Here is a 14,740-nt window from a genome sequence, read left to right as displayed (position 1 = left end):
TGTCATCTGGTGGTCAGCCGACGTCAGATGGCGTCGCTGCCCCGCTCACCCGTACGGACGCGGACCACGGTCTCGACAGAGGTGACCCACACCTTGCCGTCACCGATCTTGCCGGTCCGCGCGGCCTGCACGATGACATCCACGACCTTGTCGACCGACGCGTCGTCGACGATGACCTCGACCCGGACCTTAGGCACGAAGTCCACCGAGTACTCGGCACCGCGGTAAACCTCGGTGTGGCCCTTCTGGCGCCCGTAGCCCTGCACCTCGCTGACGGTCATCCCGAGGATGCCCATCTGCTCCAGACCGGTTTTGACGTCTTCGAGCGTGAACGGCTTGACGATCGCCGTGATCAACTTCATTTGATCAATTCCTTCCAAATAACCGCGGTACTCGTGGATGTCACCGTAAATCCTTCCCGATCACGCGAATTCATAAGCGGTTTCCGCGTGTTCGGCCTCGTCGATACCGTTGGCCTCGTCCTCGCGGTCGAGGCGCAGGCCGATGGTGTACTTGACGATCAAGGCCAAGATAGCGGTAACGATCGCCGAGTAGCCAAGCACCGCGAACGCGCCGACGGCCTGACGCCACAGCTGGTCGAACCCACCGCCGTAGAACAGACCCGCGACAGCAGCCGGCGCCTCCTTGGTGGCCACCAGGCCGACCATCAGGGTGCCGAACAGACCACCGACCAGGTGCACGCCCACCACGTCGAGCGCGTCGTCGAAGCCCAGCTTGAACTTCAGGCCGACCGCAAGCGCACAGACCACGCCGGCGCCCGCGCCGATCGCCAGCGCACCGATGACATTGACCGACGAGCAGGACGGAGTGATGGCCACCAGGCCGGCCACGATGCCCGACGCCGCGCCGAGGGAGGTGGCGTGACCGTCACGAATCTTTTCCGTCAGCAGCCAGAACAGCATCGCTGCGGCGGTAGCCACGGTGGTGGTGATGAACGTCGACGCGGCGACGCCGTCAGAGGTCAGTGCCGAGCCGGCGTTGAAGCCGTACCAACCGAACCACAGCAGACCGGCGCCCAGCATGACGAACGGCAGGTTGTGCGGCCGCATCGGAGTGGTGGGCCAGCCCGAGCGCTTGCCCAGGATGATGGCCAGCACCAGGCCCGCGGTACCGGAGTTGATGTGCACCGCGGTACCACCGGCGAAGTCGATTGCCTTGAGCTGGTTGGCGATCCAGCCACCGTGCGTGGCCGTGATGCCGTCGAAGGCGAACACCCAGTGCGCGACCGGGAAGTAGACGAAAGTGGCCCACAGGCCGGCGAACAGCAGCCAGCCGCCGAACTTGAGGCGGTCGGCGACCGCACCCGAGATCAGGGCGACGGTGATGATGGCGAACATCAACTGGAACGCCACGAACACCAGCTGCGGAATGGTCCCGGCGAGCGGAATCTGTACCGCCGCAGTGGTTCCCGCGGGCAGGTGCGCAACGAGCGAGTTGCCGCCGATCAGGCCCTTCAGTCCCCAGTACTGCGTGGGATCCCCGACGAAGCTCCACTTGTCGTTGCCGAACGCCATCGAGTAGCCGTACAGCACCCACAACACCGTGACGACACCCATGGCGCTGATGCTCATCATGATCATGTTGAGCACGCCCTTACGGCGCACCATGCCGCCGTAGAAGAACGCCAGACCCGGTGTCATCAACAGCACGAGCGCTGAACTCACCAGCATCCATGCGGTATCACCGGTGTCCGGCGTGCCCAAGATAGGGAATCCATCCACTGGCCGCTTCCTCCTTAACCCATGTCACAGGCAGATGCCGATGACCTAGGCCAGAACTTTGCGCATCGGTTGTTTCGCCGACGGCGCGCGGGCGTTTCGCGTATGTGAACGGATCGACCAGTTACGTTTCGGCGCGGTTAAAGAGTTTGTTCGGCCTGGTCATCTGCTCCGTGAGCAGTCGCTTCTGTGCGAAAACACGGGCGTCTGAGTGAGGCGGTCCCTGCTGCTGCACGGTGCGGGGTCCTACGCCGAGTGTGGCGGTTATCGCGACGATCCGCGGCGTGTCACGTCACCGAGCCCCACACTCGGTGTAGCAGCCGGGCCGAGGTGACGGACAGATTCCCCGCGTGGTCGCCGCATCGATTGGTTCAGTGGCGAGGGCGAGATAACCGGATAACGCTGACCGTGAGTGCAGGCTCAACGACGGCCGAATTTGATTGTGCTTCCTGGCCGTTCGGTGCTCGCACAAACGCAACCGCAGCGCACAGTCAATGACCACCGTGTGTTGACCGTGCGCCGCGGCAGGAAAACATCGAGTAGCGAGCAGCGTAGACGCACGGTCAAATGCTGCGATTCACCCCAGGAGGGCGTCGACGAAGGCGGCGGGCTCGAACGGCGCCAGATCGTCCGGCCCCTCGCCGAGGCCGACGAGCTTGACCGGCACGCCGAGCTCCTGCTGCACCCGGAACACGATGCCGCCCTTCGCAGTGCCGTCGAGCTTGGTCAGCACCACGCCGGTGATGTCCACGACCTCGGCGAAGACCCGGGCCTGCGGCAGGCTGTTCTGGCCGATGGTGGCGTCGAGCACCAGCAGCACCTCGTCGACCTTGGCGCGCTTCTCGACGACGCGCTTGACCTTGCCGAGCTCGTCCATCAGACCGGTCTTGGTGTGCAGCCGGCCCGCCGTGTCCACCACGACGACGTCAGCGCCCGCTGCGATGCCCTTGTCGACGGCGTCGAACGCCACGGAGGCCGGGTCCGCACCCTCGGGGCCGCGCACGATGTCAGCGCCCACACGGGCGCCCCAACTCTGCAGCTGGTCGGCCGCGGCGGCACGGAAGGTGTCTGCCGCGCCGAGCACGACGCGACGGCCATCGGCAACCAGCACGCGGGCCAGCTTGCCGACAGTGGTCGTCTTGCCGGCTCCGTTGACGCCGACGACCAGCAGCACCGACGGCTTGTCGGCGTGCGGCAGCGCCTTGATGGACCGGTCCAGGTCGGTCCGCAATTCCTTGATCAGCACCTCACGCACCACGGCGCGGACATCGGCCTCGGTGCGCACATTGGCCTCGGCCATCCGGCTGCGCAGCGCGGTGACGATCGATTCGGTGGCGACCGGCCCCAGGTCGGCGATCAGCAGGGTGTCCTCGATGGACTCCCACGAGTCCTCGTCGAGGTCGCCACCACCCAGTAGGCCCAGCATGCTGCGGCCCAGCGTGGTCTGCGACTTGGCCAGGCGGCCGCGCAGGCGCTCCAGGCGGCCCGCGGTCGGCGCGATCTCGTCGCGCGGGGCGGCCTCGGGCTCAGGCTCCGGTTCGGGCTCGGGCTCGGCCTCTGGTTCGGGCGCAGCGGTCGGCTCCGGCTCGGCAACCACTTCCGGCTGCTCGGCGACCACTTCCGGCTCTGCGACGACCTCAGGCTCTGCCAGCTCCGGCTCGGGCAGCTGAACATCGGCGATGGTGCGCTTGCGCGAGTCACGCGGAATCTCGGCGTCGTCCCCGACGGTCGGCAGTTTCTCTGCGGTGTCCGAACTACTGAACGTGATGCCTGAGGACGCCGTGTAGCCGCCGGAACGGTCCAGCTTCGGAGTCTCCTCCGGCGCGGACAGCGAAATCCTGCTGCGCCGGTAGCGGACGAATCCGACCACCAGAGCGGTGACAACGAGAACAGCGACGATCGCTATCGCGATCCAGAGACCTTCCGACACGCGAACATTGTGTCAGGTGCTGGAGACCAACTCCTGGCCGCGCATGCGCTGCGAGATGACCTGCGTGATGCCGTCGCCCTGCATGGTGACGCCGTACAGCGCGTCGGCGACCTCCATGGTCGGCTTCTGGTGCGTGATGACGATCAGCTGCGACTTTTCCCGCAGCTGCTCGAACAGACTGATCAGGCGGCGCAGGTTCACGTCGTCCAGCGCGGCCTCGACCTCGTCCATGACATAGAAGGGTGACGGCCGGGCCCGGAAGATCGCCACCAGCATGGCCACCGCGGTCAGCGACTTCTCACCGCCCGACAGCAGCGACAACCGCTTGACCTTCTTGCCCGGTGGCCGGGCCTCGACCTCGATGCCGGTGGTGAGCATGTCGCCGGGGTTGGTCAGCAGCAGCCGGCCCTCGCCACCGGGGAACAGCGTCGAGAACACCTGGGTGAACTCCTGCTCCACGTCGGCATAGGCCTCTGTGAACACGCGCAGGATGCGCTCATCGACGTCGGCGATGACGTCCATCAGGTCCTTGCGGGCACCCTTGACATCCTCCAGCTGCGTCGACAGGAAGTTGTAGCGCTCCTCGAGCGCGGCGAACTCCTCCAGCGCCAAGGGATTCACCCGGCCGAGCTCGGCCAGTTCCTTCTCGGCCTTCTTCGCGCGGCGCTCCTGCGTGGGCCGGTCGAATGCCATCGGCGTGGGCGCGCTGACCTGTTCGCCGCGTTCCTTGGCCTGCTCGTACTCGGCCATCTCGAGTTCGGTCGGTGGCAGCGGCACGTCCGGTCCGTATTCGGCTACCAGGTCCGCGACCGCCATACCGAACTGCTCCAGCGCCTGCTGCTCGAGTTGCTCGATACGAAGGGCCGCTTGGGCTTTCGCGACCTCGTCGCGGTGCAACGCCTCGGTCAACGCCGCGGCGCGGGCACTGAGTTCGGATACTTCCGCCCTTACCCGCGTCAACCCCTCGGAGCGCTGAGCGCGCTCGGTGGCCAGCGTGTCGCGCTTGCGTGCCGCGAGAGCCACTGTGGCAGCCAGCTTTTCGGCCACCAGCCGACCGGAGTCGGCGACGGCGGCCGCGACCTTCGCCGCGTTCTCCCGGGCCTCGCGGGCGCGTGCCGCCCGTACCCGGGCCTCACGCTCGGCGGCCGCGGCCCGGCGCAGTGAATCTGCCCGTCCGCGAACGGCATTCGCGCGTTCCTCAGCGGTACGTAATGCGAGCCGGGCCTCGACCTCGACGGCGCGCGCCTCTTCGGCGGCTGCCGTCGTCTCGGAGCGGTCGACGAATTCGACGTCGAACATCGGCTCCTGTTGCGCGTTGTGGAACCGGTCTTCGAGCTCGGCCAGCTCGGCCAAGGTCCGGCTGCGGCCGGCTTCGAGCTCGTCGCGCTGGGCCATCAGCTGCTGCCATTCGGCATCGGCGGTCCGGGCCTCCTGACCCAACCGCGCCAACTGCTCGTAGACGGACGAGATGGTGGCATCGGATTCGTGCAGCGCGGCCAGCGCGTGTTCGACGGCGTCGCGACGCGCCGACTGTTCGGCCAGCGCACCCGCCAACGCGGCACCGAATTCACTGGTCTGGCGTTCGGCGTCGATCAGCGCGGTGCGGGCCTTCTCGATCTCCGAGGTGATCTCCAGAGCACTCGGCTTGCGATCAGACCCGCCGCTCACCCAGCCGGCGCCGACCAGATCGCCGTCCGCCGTCACCGCACGCAGCTCCGGACGTGCGGCCACCAGCTCCAGCGCCGCGGGCAGATCAGCGACCACTGCGACCCGCGCCAGCATGGCGTGCATCGCGCCCGAGAGCCGGTCCGGCACGTCGACCAGGTCCAGCGCCCACTGCGCAGCGGATGGCAAATCCCCACGCGGCGAAGAGGATTCAACCGGCCAGTCGCCCAGCACAATGGCCGCCCGGCCACCGTCGCCCTTTTTGAGCGCGTCCACCGCGGCGCGTGCGGCATCGAAACTCTCGGCCGCCAGTGCATCGGCGGCGGCGCCCAGCACCGCCGCGATCGCCGCTTCATGGCCGGGCTGCACCCGCACCAGTTCGGCCACCGAGCCGAAAAGCCCTGAGCCATCGTGGTTTTTCTGCAGCCACGCCGACCCGTCTTTGAGGTCGAGGGTCACCGAAAGGGCGTCGATGCGGGCTCGAAGGGATGCGACCTGCTTCTCGACGGCACGCTCGGCCGCCTGCAGCTCGTCGACGCGCTCGTCGGCCTGACGCATCGCCGCGATGGTCCGATCGTGATGCTCGTCGAGCCCGTACTCGCCGGCATCCAACTCACCGACCTTGCTCTGCACGAGTTCGAACTCGGCTTTCGCCTGCTCGACCCGAGCTGCTGCCTCCTCGATGCTGCCGGTCAGCCGGACCGCGCCCTCGTCGATCGATTCGATGCGGGTCCGCATGGTGTCGACCTGTCCGGACAACCGCGCGAGTCCTTCGCGCCGGTCCGCTTCGGCACGGGCCGCGGCCATCTGCGCGCGTTCGGCGTCGGCCGCCGCACGTTCGCATTCGGCAAGCGCGCCGCGGGCGGCCTCGAGCCGGGTCCGCGATTCGGCGAGTTCGGCGAGCAGTTGTTCCTCGTGCTCGGCGACGGCGTCGGCCTCGGCGTCCAGCGCGTCCGGGTCCGGCCCGGTCGACACTTCAGGGTCGGAGTCCAGCAGGTTCGTGCGTTCGGTGGCGATCCGCACGGTGGCGCTGACTCGCTCGGCGAGCGCGGACAACCGGAACCAGGTCTGTTGCGCTGCCTCGGCGCGGCCGGACAGGCCCGATACCGCCGCTTCGTGGCCGGCAAGTTCGGCCGATGCGGCTTCGAGGCGCTCGGCCACCTCTCCGTGCTCACGCCGCAGTGCGGTCTCGGTTTGATTGGTGTCGTCGAATTCGGCCTGCCGAGTCACCAGGTCATCGGCGGCCAGACGCAGCCGGGCGTCCCGCAGATCGGCCTGGATGGTCTGCGCGCGGCGCGCCATCTCGGCCTGCCGGCCCAGTGGCTTGAGCTGACGGCGCAGTTCGGTGGTCAGGTCGGTCAGGCGGGCCAGGTTGGCCTGCATGGCGTCGAGCTTGCGGACCGCCTTCTCCTTGCGCCGGCGGTGCTTGAGCACCCCGGCGGCCTCCTCGATGAAGGCGCGACGGTCCTCGGGTCGCGATTCCAGGATTTCCGACAGCTTGCCCTGGCCGACGATGACGTGCATCTCGCGGCCGATGCCGGAGTCGGACAGCAGTTCCTGCACATCCATCAACCGGCAGCTGCTGCCGTTGATCTCGTACTCGCTGGCGCCGTCCCGGAACACGCGGCGGGTGATCGACACCTCGGAGTACTCGATCGGCAGGGCGTTGTCAGAGTTGTCGATGGTCAGCGTCACCTCGGCCCGGCCCAGCGGGGCCCGTGACGAGGTGCCGGCGAAGATGACGTCTTCCATCTTGCCGCCGCGCAGGGTCTTGGCGCCCTGCTCGCCCATCACCCAGGTCAGGGCGTCGACGACGTTCGATTTGCCCGAACCGTTCGGCCCCACCACGCACGTGATACCGGGTTCGAAGCGAAGAGTCGTCGGCGACGCGAAGGACTTGAAGCCCTTCAGCGTCAGACTCTTCAGATGCATGGGGTGAAACCCTACCGTCGCGCCGGTTAAATGCCGGGGACCCCTGGGCTTCTAACGCTCAGAAAAACCGTCGATCGGGTCACCCGCGACGGCCCAGTCGTCGACGACGGTCGCCACCGTGCCCGGGGTGGTGCCGCTGCGCAGGAGTGCCAGCAGCTGCTCGCAGTCGGCGCGCGGGCCCTGCGCCACGACGTGCACCCGGCCGTCCGGCTTGTTGCTGGCGTAACCGGTGAGGCCCAGCTCCAGTGCCCTGGCCCGGGTCCACCACCGGAACCCGACACCCTGCACCCGGCCGTGTACCCAGGCCGACAGCCGGACCGCCTCCGTCATTCAGCGAACCCGAAGGTGACCTCGGTGCCCGCCTTCAGCGTGCGGCCCACCGTGCAGACCTTGTCGATGGCTCGCTCGACGACGATCTTGAGTCGCTTGATCTCGTCCTCGGACAGACTCGAGAGGTCCAGCTCCATCGACTCCTGCAGCAGCGGGTAGACCTCGTTCTCACGGTCCGGCGGCCCCGACACCCGGATGGTGGTCTGGTAATCGTCGCCGAGTCGGCTACGCAGCGGCGCATCGCTGCTCATGCCGCTGCAGGCCGCCAACGCGATCTTGAGCAATTCCCCCGGGGTGAAGACGCCCTCGACGTCCTCGGACCCGACGAGGACCTCGGCCCCTCGCGAGCTGTGCCCGGTGTAGCGGCGCACCCCGGTCCGTTCGACCCACAGTTCCGTCATGGCACATTTGTACCGCGCCGCCGCTCAATGTCCGGCGGGAACCCTGCTGGGCCCCAGGTAAAGTCAGGGATTCGCGCAACACTCTCGGGGGGAGAGTTCACATGACGTACCCATACCCGGGTCCGAATCCAGGGCCATCCGGGTACCCACAGCAGGGACCGTACGGCGGCCAGCCGGTTGCTCCCGGCTACCCCGCATATGGCCCGCCCGGATACGGTCCGATGCCCGGTCAGCCGATGCCGTACGGCTATGCCGGTGCCACTCCGCCGCCGAACTCGGGCGGTCCGGGCAAGTGGATTCTGATCGCCGGCGCCGTGGTGCTGGTGCTGGTCCTCGGTGGCGTCGGAATCTACGCGCTGACCGGTTCCTCCGACGACGACCAGTCGACATCCGCGAGCCGCCAGTCCGGTGCGCGCAAGAGTGCAGCCGGCAGCACGGGTCCGACAAACGACGCCACTGAGCCAGGGTCGTCGGGCAGCGGCAGTTCCGATGAGGACGAGATTCGCCAGTTTCTGGCCAACTTCGGCGGGGGCGACATGGCGTCGATCTCCTGTGCCAACGACCGCAAGTTCTTCGGCCAGGCGGGCGGCGGCGCATTCGGCAGTATGCCGATACCGAAGGTCGCAGGTGACGCGGACAGCATGCAGGTCCTCGACATCACCGTCACGGGCGACCGCGCCACGGTCAAACCCCCGGGGTCGTCGCAGGTTGCGTTCTGGCTGCGTAAAGAAGGCGGCGAGTGGAAGTTCTGCTCCACCGACAATCCCGTATTCAAGAACCTGCCCGGAACCCGCTGAGATCACGGCTCGCCGGCGCCGATTTCGCCATCACGCACCACTTCGCGAGGAGCGACCAGACAATGACCTATCCCCCGCCCGGGTCGCCGGGTCCTCAGCCGTGGCAGCCGCAGCAGCCGGCACCCGGGTACCCGCCGGCCGGCTACGGGCAGGCGCCCGGGTACGGGCAACCGGCCGGGTACGGACAACCGCCCGGGTACGGACAGACACCCGGCTACGGGCAGGCACCCGGCTACCCAATGGGGCCCGGATACGGCCAGGCACCCGGGTTTCCCCCGGGACCCGGCTATCCCGGCGCGCCAACCCCGAACAACAACAAGAAGTTCCTGATCGGCGGGCTGGCCCTGCTCGCGGTCATCGGCATCGTGATCGGCGTGGTGGTGTGGACCTCGGGCTCCGGCGGTGGGCTCAGCGCACTGGGCGGTAACTCGGACGAGGACCAGATTCGCAGCCTGATGAGCGACCCGACGGCGTTGAAGGACCACCGGTGCGAGGCCGACGCCAAGTTCTTCAGTAAGTTCCCTGGCCTCGCCGACGGGAAGAAGGCGCCGGTCGGGCCCAAAGTGAAGGTCACCGTCAACAGTGTCGACGTGACGGGCGAGCGTGCCACCGTGAACGTCACCACGCGTGCCGAAAGTGGACGTGAGGCCTCCGCCACCGTCTATTTCCGGAAGGAAGGTGGCGAGTGGAAGTACTGCCTGACCGACTCCCCTGAGATGAAGCAACTGCAGCAGCTGCCGGGGATGAAGTAACGACCGAGGCTGACCGGCGTTTCCGGAGGTAGACGGCCCAGCGGTGTTAACTTGGACGGCAAGCACAGTTCACAGGGAGCGACCAGACATGACCTATCCCCCGCTCGGGCCGCAGCCAGGCGGCCAGCCGTGGCAGCAGCCGCAGCAGCCGGCACCCGGGTACCCGCCGGCCGGCTACGGCCAGCCGGGATACGGCCAGCCCCAGCCCGCCTATGGGCAACCCTCGTACGGTCAGCCCTCGTACGGTCAGCCGACCTACGGCCAGCCCGGATACGGACAGCCGCCGGGTTATCCGATGGGCCCGGGTTTCCCCGGTGCGCCGCAACCCAAATCGAACGGCCCGAAGTGGGCGCTGATCGGTGGGCTGGCGGCCATCATCGTCGTGGGCATCGTGCTCGCCGTGGTCCTGGTCTCGAATTCCGGCGGTGGGCTCAGCGCACTGGGCGGCAACTCCGACGAGGATCAGATTCGGAGCCTGATGAGCTCGGGGCCGTCGTCGATCAAAGAACGTGCGTGTGAGAACGACCAGAAGTTCTTCAGCAAGTTCCCCGGCATCGCCGACAGCACCGGCACCAATCCGACCGGCGCCAAGGGCAAAGCGACCGTCGACAGCGTCAACGTGACCGGGGATACCGCCACCGCCGAAGTCACCGCGACGTCGAGCACCGGGCTGGAGCGGTCCGGCACGCTCTACTTCCGCAAAGAGAGCGGCGAGTGGAAGATCTGCTTCACCGATTCACCGCAGCTGAAGCAGCTGCAGAATCTGCCCGGCATGAAGTGATCGACCTGTGACTTACCCGGCCGCGGTTGGCATTTCGGGTAGTGGCGCTGGTGTTACGTTGGATACCAAGCACAGTTCACAGGGAGCGCGCAGACATGACCTATCCCCCGTCCGGCTCTGATCCGGGCGCCCAGCCCTGGCAGCCGCCACAGCCGCCGCCCGAGGGATACGGCCAGCCTGCGTACGGCCAACCCGCCTATGGGCAACCCGCCTATGGGCAACCGATCTACGGACAGCCCGCCTATGGGCAGCCGACCTACGGCCAACCCGGATACGGATACCCGGGCTACGGACCGCCGCCCGGCTACCCGATGGGGCCGGGTTTTCCGGGGCAGCCCGGATTCCCGCCGCCGCCTCCGCCCAACAACACCCGCAAGTGGGCGCTCATCGGTTCGGGGATATTCGCCGTCGTGCTCGTGATCGGAGTCGTGTTCGCCCTGGTGATGTCGCGCTCAGACTCCGGCTCCGGCTCGGATACGGCGTCCAGCGGTGGCGAGGTGACGAACGGTGCGTCGTCCTCGGACCAGGAGAAGATCCGCGACCTGATGACGTCGCAGATCGACACCTTCGACGATTTCAAGGCGCACTCCTGCGCGAACGACGTGAAGCTGTACGACAAGGTGCCGTCGATCGCGGGCAAGTTCGGCAAGGGCGGCAGCGCCGGCGACGCCGGCCCCGGTTCGACCAAACGCGCCGAGATCACCGACATCGACGTCAACGGAGATCGGGCGACGGTGAACGTCAGCTCGTCCACCGGGGTCACGAACGTTCCGCTGCGCAAGGAAGGCGGCGAGTGGAAGTTCTGCATGACCGATTCGCCGAAGTTCAAGGGCATCCCCGGGCTGAAGTAGCCCGGGCCGTCAGATCGGACGCGGGATGCGTGGCCGCGGTTGGCATTTCGGGCAGTAGTACGACGAGCGGTTCATGAACTTCTCCCGCCGGATCGCCGTGCCACAGCGGCGGCACGGCTCCCCTTCCTGGCCATAGGCGTCCAGTGACCGGTCGAAGTACCCGGATTCGCCGTTGACGTTGACATACAGCGAGTCGAATGACGTGCCGCCTTGTGCCAGAGCCGAATTCATCACGTCTGCCGCGTGGACGAGGAGTTCCCCGAGTCGGCGCCGAGCCAGCGCCGACGCCGGGCGGAACCCGTTGACCTGCGCCCGCCACAGCGATTCGTCGGCGTAGATGTTGCCCACACCGGACACCACGGTTTGGTCCAGCAGCTGACGTTTGATCTCGGAGTCCTTGCGCCGCAAGACATTCACCACGGCGTCCGGATCGAATGCGGGGTCCAGCGGGTCGCGGGCGATGTGCGCCACCGGCACGGGCACGACGCTGCCGTCGACCTCGACGAGGTCGCAGACCTGCCAACCGCCGAACGTACGTTGGTCGACGAAACTCAGCTCGGTGCCGTCGTCGAGCACGGCCGCGATGCGCAGGTGTGACGGCCGGGCCGGTGGCCCGATCAGCATCTGGCCGCTCATGCCCAGGTGCACCACCAGCGCCTCGTCACCGTCGAGGGTCAGCCACAGGTACTTGCCGCGGCGGCCCGTCCCGGTGATCCGGCGTCCGGCCAGCCGGCCGGCCAGATCCGCGGGACCGTTGTCGTGCCGTCGTACCGCACGCGGGTGCAGCACCCGTACCGTGGTGAAACCCTTTGCCACGACGTGAGATTCGAGGCCCCGGCGGACGACCTCGACTTCGGGAAGTTCAGGCATTGCTGACGGCGTCGGCGTCAGGGTCGACTTCGGGACTGGCCTCCAGCGCCTGGTAGGCCGCCGCGGCGGCGTGCTGTTCGGCTTCCTTCTTGGTGCGCCCGACGCCTTCGCCGTAGTCGATGCCGTTGAGCACTGCGCGCGCGGTGAACTCCTTGTCGTGCTCCGGTCCGGTGGACGTCACGACATAGGACGGGACGCCGATCCGGCGGGCGGCGGACAGTTCCTGCAGGCTGGTTTTCCAGTCCAGGCCCGCCCCGAGACTCGCCGCGGTGTCGAGCGCGGCGCTGAACAGCCCCATCACCACGGTTTGGGCCACCTCGTGGCCGTGCTCGACATACGTTGCACCGAGCAGTGATTCGAGTCCGTCGGCCAGCAGGTTGGCCTTCTGGGCGCCGCCGCTGGCCATCTCGCCGCGGCCCAGCAGCAGGTAGCTGCCGAGTCCGTCTGGGGTGAGGGTGCGCGCGATCTCGGCCAGCGCCTGGGTGTTCACGACCGCGGATTTGAGCTTGGCCAGCTCGCCTTCGCTGCGGTCCGGGTAGCGGCGGAAAATCTCGGCGGTGATCACCAATCCGAGCACGGCGTCGCCCAGGAACTCCAGCCGCTCGTTGGTCGGCAGACCGCCGTTCTCGTACGCGTAGCTGCGGTGGGTCAGTGCCACGGTCAGCAGATCGTCGGTCAACTGCACGCCCAGCGCTGCCAGCAGCGGCGCACGATCTACCGTCACGAACCGCCCTCCGACGAAGCCCCGTCGGTGTCGGGGGTCTCGGGCAGTAGCGCCGACAACTTCGCCCACCGCGGGTCGATCTTGTCGTGGTGGTGGTCCGGTTCGGCGTCGAGGAGGCGTACCCCGCAATCCGGGCACAGTCCCGGGCAGTCCGGGGTGCACAACGGCGAGAACGGCAGCGTCAGCCCGACCTCATCGATGATCGACTGCTCGAGGTCGACGGCGTCGTCGACGACGTGGCCGACCTCGTCCTCCTCGGTGGTGGCTTCGGTCGTGCTGTCGGGATACGCGAACAGCTCGGTGAGGTCGACGGTGACGTGCCCCGACAGCGGGTTGAGGCACCGCGAGCACTCACCGGTGGTCGGTGCGGACACCGACCCCGTCACCAGCACGCCCTCGGACACCGACTGCAGTTGCAGGTCGAGGTCGATCGGCGCCCCGGCGGCGATCGCCATCAGATCCAGGCCGATCCGCTCGGGACTGGGCACGGTTTCGACGTGCGTGATCATCGACCCGGGCCGACGGCCCAATCGCGCGATGTCAATGGTCAGCGGACTCGGGCCAGGCATTGCTCAATCCTACGTCGGCGCCGATCACCGACCGGACGCCATTCCCGCGAAGCGGTTCAGCGCTGGGCGTAGTCGTGCGTGCCGGCGGCGGTACGCAGCTGGTGCCGGCCCCGGCTCACCGAGCGCAGCGTGCCCTGCAGGTGCTCCTCGAACTCGGCGAGCTTGGTGTCCACGTAGATGTCGCATTCGCCGCGCAGGCGGTCGGCCTCGGCGTGCGCCGAATCGATCATGCGGGTGGCCTCGGCGTGGGCGGTCTGAACCACCTCGGTCTCAGACACCAGGCGCTGCTGCTCCTTGATGCCTTCCTGCACGGCCTTCTCGTAGGACAGGTTGCCGCTCTCCAGCAACCGGTCGACCTCGGCCTTGGCCCGGTTGGTGCTGGCCTCGTACTCCCGCTTGGCGGTACTGGCGATCCGATTGGCCTCTTCGCGGGCCTCGACGACCATGCGCTCGCTGTGTGCACGCGCCTCGGAGACCATCCGGTCGGCCTGCGCCTTCGCGTCGGCGAGCAGCCGGTCCGCCTCGGCACGGGCGTGGTTGACCAGCGAATCCGCCTCGGCCGTGGCCGACGACACCATCGAGTCGGCGTGCTGCTTGGCCTCACGCAGCATCCCGTCGCGGGCGTCCAGGACGTCCTGGGCGTCGTCCAGCTCGCCGGGGATCGCATCCTTGATGTCGTCGAGAAGTTCCAGGACATCGCCCCGCGGCACCATGCAGCCCGCGGTCATGGGCACGCCACGTGCCTCTTCCACGATCGCGCCGAGCTCGTCCAGCGCCTCAAATACTCGGTACACGGCAACATCCTCCAGGCGTAGTTGGTTGTTACCAGTGTGCCTGCTGTTACTCGTGTGACTCGGCTTTGCGGGCCGGTGTGTCGCGACCTATCCGGCCAGCTTGGCCTGGAGCCGCTTGTTCACCACCGCCGGCAGCAGGTCGGTGACGTCACCGCCGAGGGCCGCGACCTCCTTGGCCAACGACGACGACACGAACGAGAACTGCGGCTTGGTCGCGACGAAGAAGGTGTCGACGCCGGCGACGTGCCGGTTCATCTGCGCCATCTGCAGCTCGTATTCGAAGTCCGTGCCGGTGCGCAGGCCCTTGACGATGGCCGTCAGCCCGCGCGCCCGGGCGAAGTCGACGACGAGCCCGGAGCCGGCCTCGGCCCGCAGATTCGGCAGATGCGACGTCGCCTCGCTGATCATCGCGATGCGTTCCTCCGCGGTGAACATGCCCTTCTTGTTGGGGTTCACCAGCACCGCCACCACCACCTCGTCGAACTGGGCCGCTGCCCGCTCGAAGACATCGAGGTGACCAAGGGTTATCGGATCGAAGGATCCCGGGCAGACCGCACCACTCATAGCCAATGACGGTACAAGGCCGCAGCGCATCGAGTCCGACT

At 67.6% G+C, this 14,740-nt stretch carries 15 protein-coding genes; 4 read left to right on the top strand and 11 right to left on the bottom strand.

The features are described 5' to 3' along the window. Positions 1–23: 23 nt before the first annotated feature. From VXD91_RS14665 to VXD91_RS14640, 6 genes are all read right to left on the bottom strand, one after another. On the bottom strand, positions 24–362 hold the full coding sequence (locus VXD91_RS14665; protein WP_020103781.1) for a P-II family nitrogen regulator: 339 nt from the start codon (positions 360–362) through the stop codon (positions 24–26). A 60-nt stretch (positions 363–422) separates the two neighbouring features. Beyond that, positions 423–1,742, bottom strand: coding sequence for an ammonium transporter (locus VXD91_RS14660; RefSeq protein WP_138248808.1), 1,320 nt, complete (start codon positions 1,740–1,742; stop codon positions 423–425). A 574-nt stretch (positions 1,743–2,316) separates the two neighbouring features. Then, positions 2,317–3,669, bottom strand: coding sequence for a signal recognition particle-docking protein FtsY (ftsY, locus tag VXD91_RS14655; RefSeq protein WP_346415755.1), 1,353 nt, complete (start codon positions 3,667–3,669; stop codon positions 2,317–2,319). Between the two features lie 12 nt (positions 3,670–3,681). Beyond that, positions 3,682–7,266, bottom strand: a complete 3,585-nt coding sequence (gene smc, locus VXD91_RS14650; protein WP_346415754.1) for a chromosome segregation protein SMC — start codon at positions 7,264–7,266, stop codon at positions 3,682–3,684. A 51-nt stretch (positions 7,267–7,317) separates the two neighbouring features. Beyond that, positions 7,318–7,596: an acylphosphatase gene (locus tag VXD91_RS14645; protein WP_346415753.1), complete on the bottom strand. Its 279-nt coding sequence runs from the start codon at positions 7,594–7,596 to the stop codon at positions 7,318–7,320. Next, positions 7,593–7,997: an OsmC family protein gene (locus tag VXD91_RS14640; RefSeq protein WP_138248804.1), complete on the bottom strand. Its 405-nt coding sequence runs from the start codon at positions 7,995–7,997 to the stop codon at positions 7,593–7,595. Before VXD91_RS14640 ends, VXD91_RS14645 begins: the two co-directional genes overlap by 4 nt. Positions 7,998–8,098: 101 nt before the next feature. Here VXD91_RS14640 and VXD91_RS14635 point away from each other — a divergent pair, with 101 nt between their 5' ends. From VXD91_RS14635 to VXD91_RS14620, 4 genes are all read left to right on the top strand, one after another. After that, the gene (locus VXD91_RS14635; RefSeq protein WP_138248803.1) at positions 8,099–8,794 is read left to right on the top strand and encodes a hypothetical protein; all 696 of its coding nucleotides are present in this window, start codon (positions 8,099–8,101) and stop codon (positions 8,792–8,794) included. Between the two features lie 62 nt (positions 8,795–8,856). Then, positions 8,857–9,546: a hypothetical protein gene (locus tag VXD91_RS14630; protein WP_346415752.1), complete on the top strand. Its 690-nt coding sequence runs from the start codon at positions 8,857–8,859 to the stop codon at positions 9,544–9,546. An 88-nt stretch (positions 9,547–9,634) separates the two neighbouring features. Continuing rightward, positions 9,635–10,327: a hypothetical protein gene (locus VXD91_RS14625; RefSeq protein ID WP_346415750.1), complete on the top strand. Its 693-nt coding sequence runs from the start codon at positions 9,635–9,637 to the stop codon at positions 10,325–10,327. A 95-nt stretch (positions 10,328–10,422) separates the two neighbouring features. Further along, positions 10,423–11,178 carry a hypothetical protein gene (locus tag VXD91_RS14620; RefSeq protein WP_346415749.1) on the top strand — a complete coding sequence of 252 codons (756 nt, stop codon included), beginning with the start codon at positions 10,423–10,425 and terminating at the stop codon, positions 11,176–11,178. Between the two features lie 9 nt (positions 11,179–11,187). Here VXD91_RS14620 and mutM read toward each other — a convergent pair whose 3' ends face one another. The 5 genes from mutM to coaD form a co-directional block, all read right to left on the bottom strand. After that, positions 11,188–12,048, bottom strand: a complete 861-nt coding sequence (gene mutM / locus VXD91_RS14615; RefSeq protein ID WP_020103791.1) for a bifunctional DNA-formamidopyrimidine glycosylase/DNA-(apurinic or apyrimidinic site) lyase — start codon at positions 12,046–12,048, stop codon at positions 11,188–11,190. Next, positions 12,041–12,772 carry a ribonuclease III gene (gene rnc / locus VXD91_RS14610; RefSeq protein ID WP_346415748.1) on the bottom strand — a complete coding sequence of 244 codons (732 nt, stop codon included), beginning with the start codon at positions 12,770–12,772 and terminating at the stop codon, positions 12,041–12,043. The genes mutM and rnc overlap by 8 nt, the downstream gene beginning before the upstream one ends. Then, a complete protein-coding gene (locus VXD91_RS14605; RefSeq protein ID WP_179967685.1) occupies positions 12,769–13,341 on the bottom strand; it encodes a DUF177 domain-containing protein in 573 nt (190 codons plus the stop codon). The genes rnc and VXD91_RS14605 overlap by 4 nt, the downstream gene beginning before the upstream one ends. A gap of 56 nt (positions 13,342–13,397) precedes the next feature. After that, positions 13,398–14,135 (bottom strand): cell division protein SepIVA, encoded by a 738-nt coding sequence (sepIVA, locus tag VXD91_RS14600; protein WP_020103794.1) that lies wholly within the window; start codon positions 14,133–14,135, stop codon positions 13,398–13,400. Positions 14,136–14,222: 87 nt separating this feature from the next. Then, positions 14,223–14,699 carry a pantetheine-phosphate adenylyltransferase gene (coaD, locus tag VXD91_RS14595; RefSeq protein WP_226521581.1) on the bottom strand — a complete coding sequence of 159 codons (477 nt, stop codon included), beginning with the start codon at positions 14,697–14,699 and terminating at the stop codon, positions 14,223–14,225. Between the last annotated feature and the right edge of the window lie 41 nt (positions 14,700–14,740).

It is taken from the genome of Mycobacterium sp. SM3041, from assembly GCF_039668335.1.
GTDB lineage: Bacteria > Actinomycetota > Actinomycetes > Mycobacteriales > Mycobacteriaceae > Mycobacterium.
Note: the sequence above shows the minus strand (reverse complement) of the source record. Positions and strands in the feature narration are given on the sequence as shown.

Coding starts and splice junctions, on each gene's coding strand:
- VXD91_RS14625 (WP_346415750.1), top strand. CDS start 9,635: ATGACCTATCCCCCGCTCGGGCCGCAGCCAGGCGGCCAGCCGTGGCAG.
- VXD91_RS14665 (WP_020103781.1), bottom strand. CDS start 362: ATGAAGTTGATCACGGCGATCGTCAAGCCGTTCACGCTCGAAGACGTC.
- mutM (WP_020103791.1), bottom strand. CDS start 12,048: ATGCCTGAACTTCCCGAAGTCGAGGTCGTCCGCCGGGGCCTCGAATCT.
- smc (WP_346415754.1), bottom strand. CDS start 7,266: ATGCATCTGAAGAGTCTGACGCTGAAGGGCTTCAAGTCCTTCGCGTCG.
- VXD91_RS14645 (WP_346415753.1), bottom strand. CDS start 7,596: ATGACGGAGGCGGTCCGGCTGTCGGCCTGGGTACACGGCCGGGTGCAG.
- VXD91_RS14630 (WP_346415752.1), top strand. CDS start 8,857: ATGACCTATCCCCCGCCCGGGTCGCCGGGTCCTCAGCCGTGGCAGCCG.
- coaD (WP_226521581.1), bottom strand. CDS start 14,699: ATGAGTGGTGCGGTCTGCCCGGGATCCTTCGATCCGATAACCCTTGGT.
- VXD91_RS14605 (WP_179967685.1), bottom strand. CDS start 13,341: ATGCCTGGCCCGAGTCCGCTGACCATTGACATCGCGCGATTGGGCCGT.
- VXD91_RS14620 (WP_346415749.1), top strand. CDS start 10,423: ATGACCTATCCCCCGTCCGGCTCTGATCCGGGCGCCCAGCCCTGGCAG.
- VXD91_RS14640 (WP_138248804.1), bottom strand. CDS start 7,997: ATGACGGAACTGTGGGTCGAACGGACCGGGGTGCGCCGCTACACCGGG.
- VXD91_RS14635 (WP_138248803.1), top strand. CDS start 8,099: ATGACGTACCCATACCCGGGTCCGAATCCAGGGCCATCCGGGTACCCA.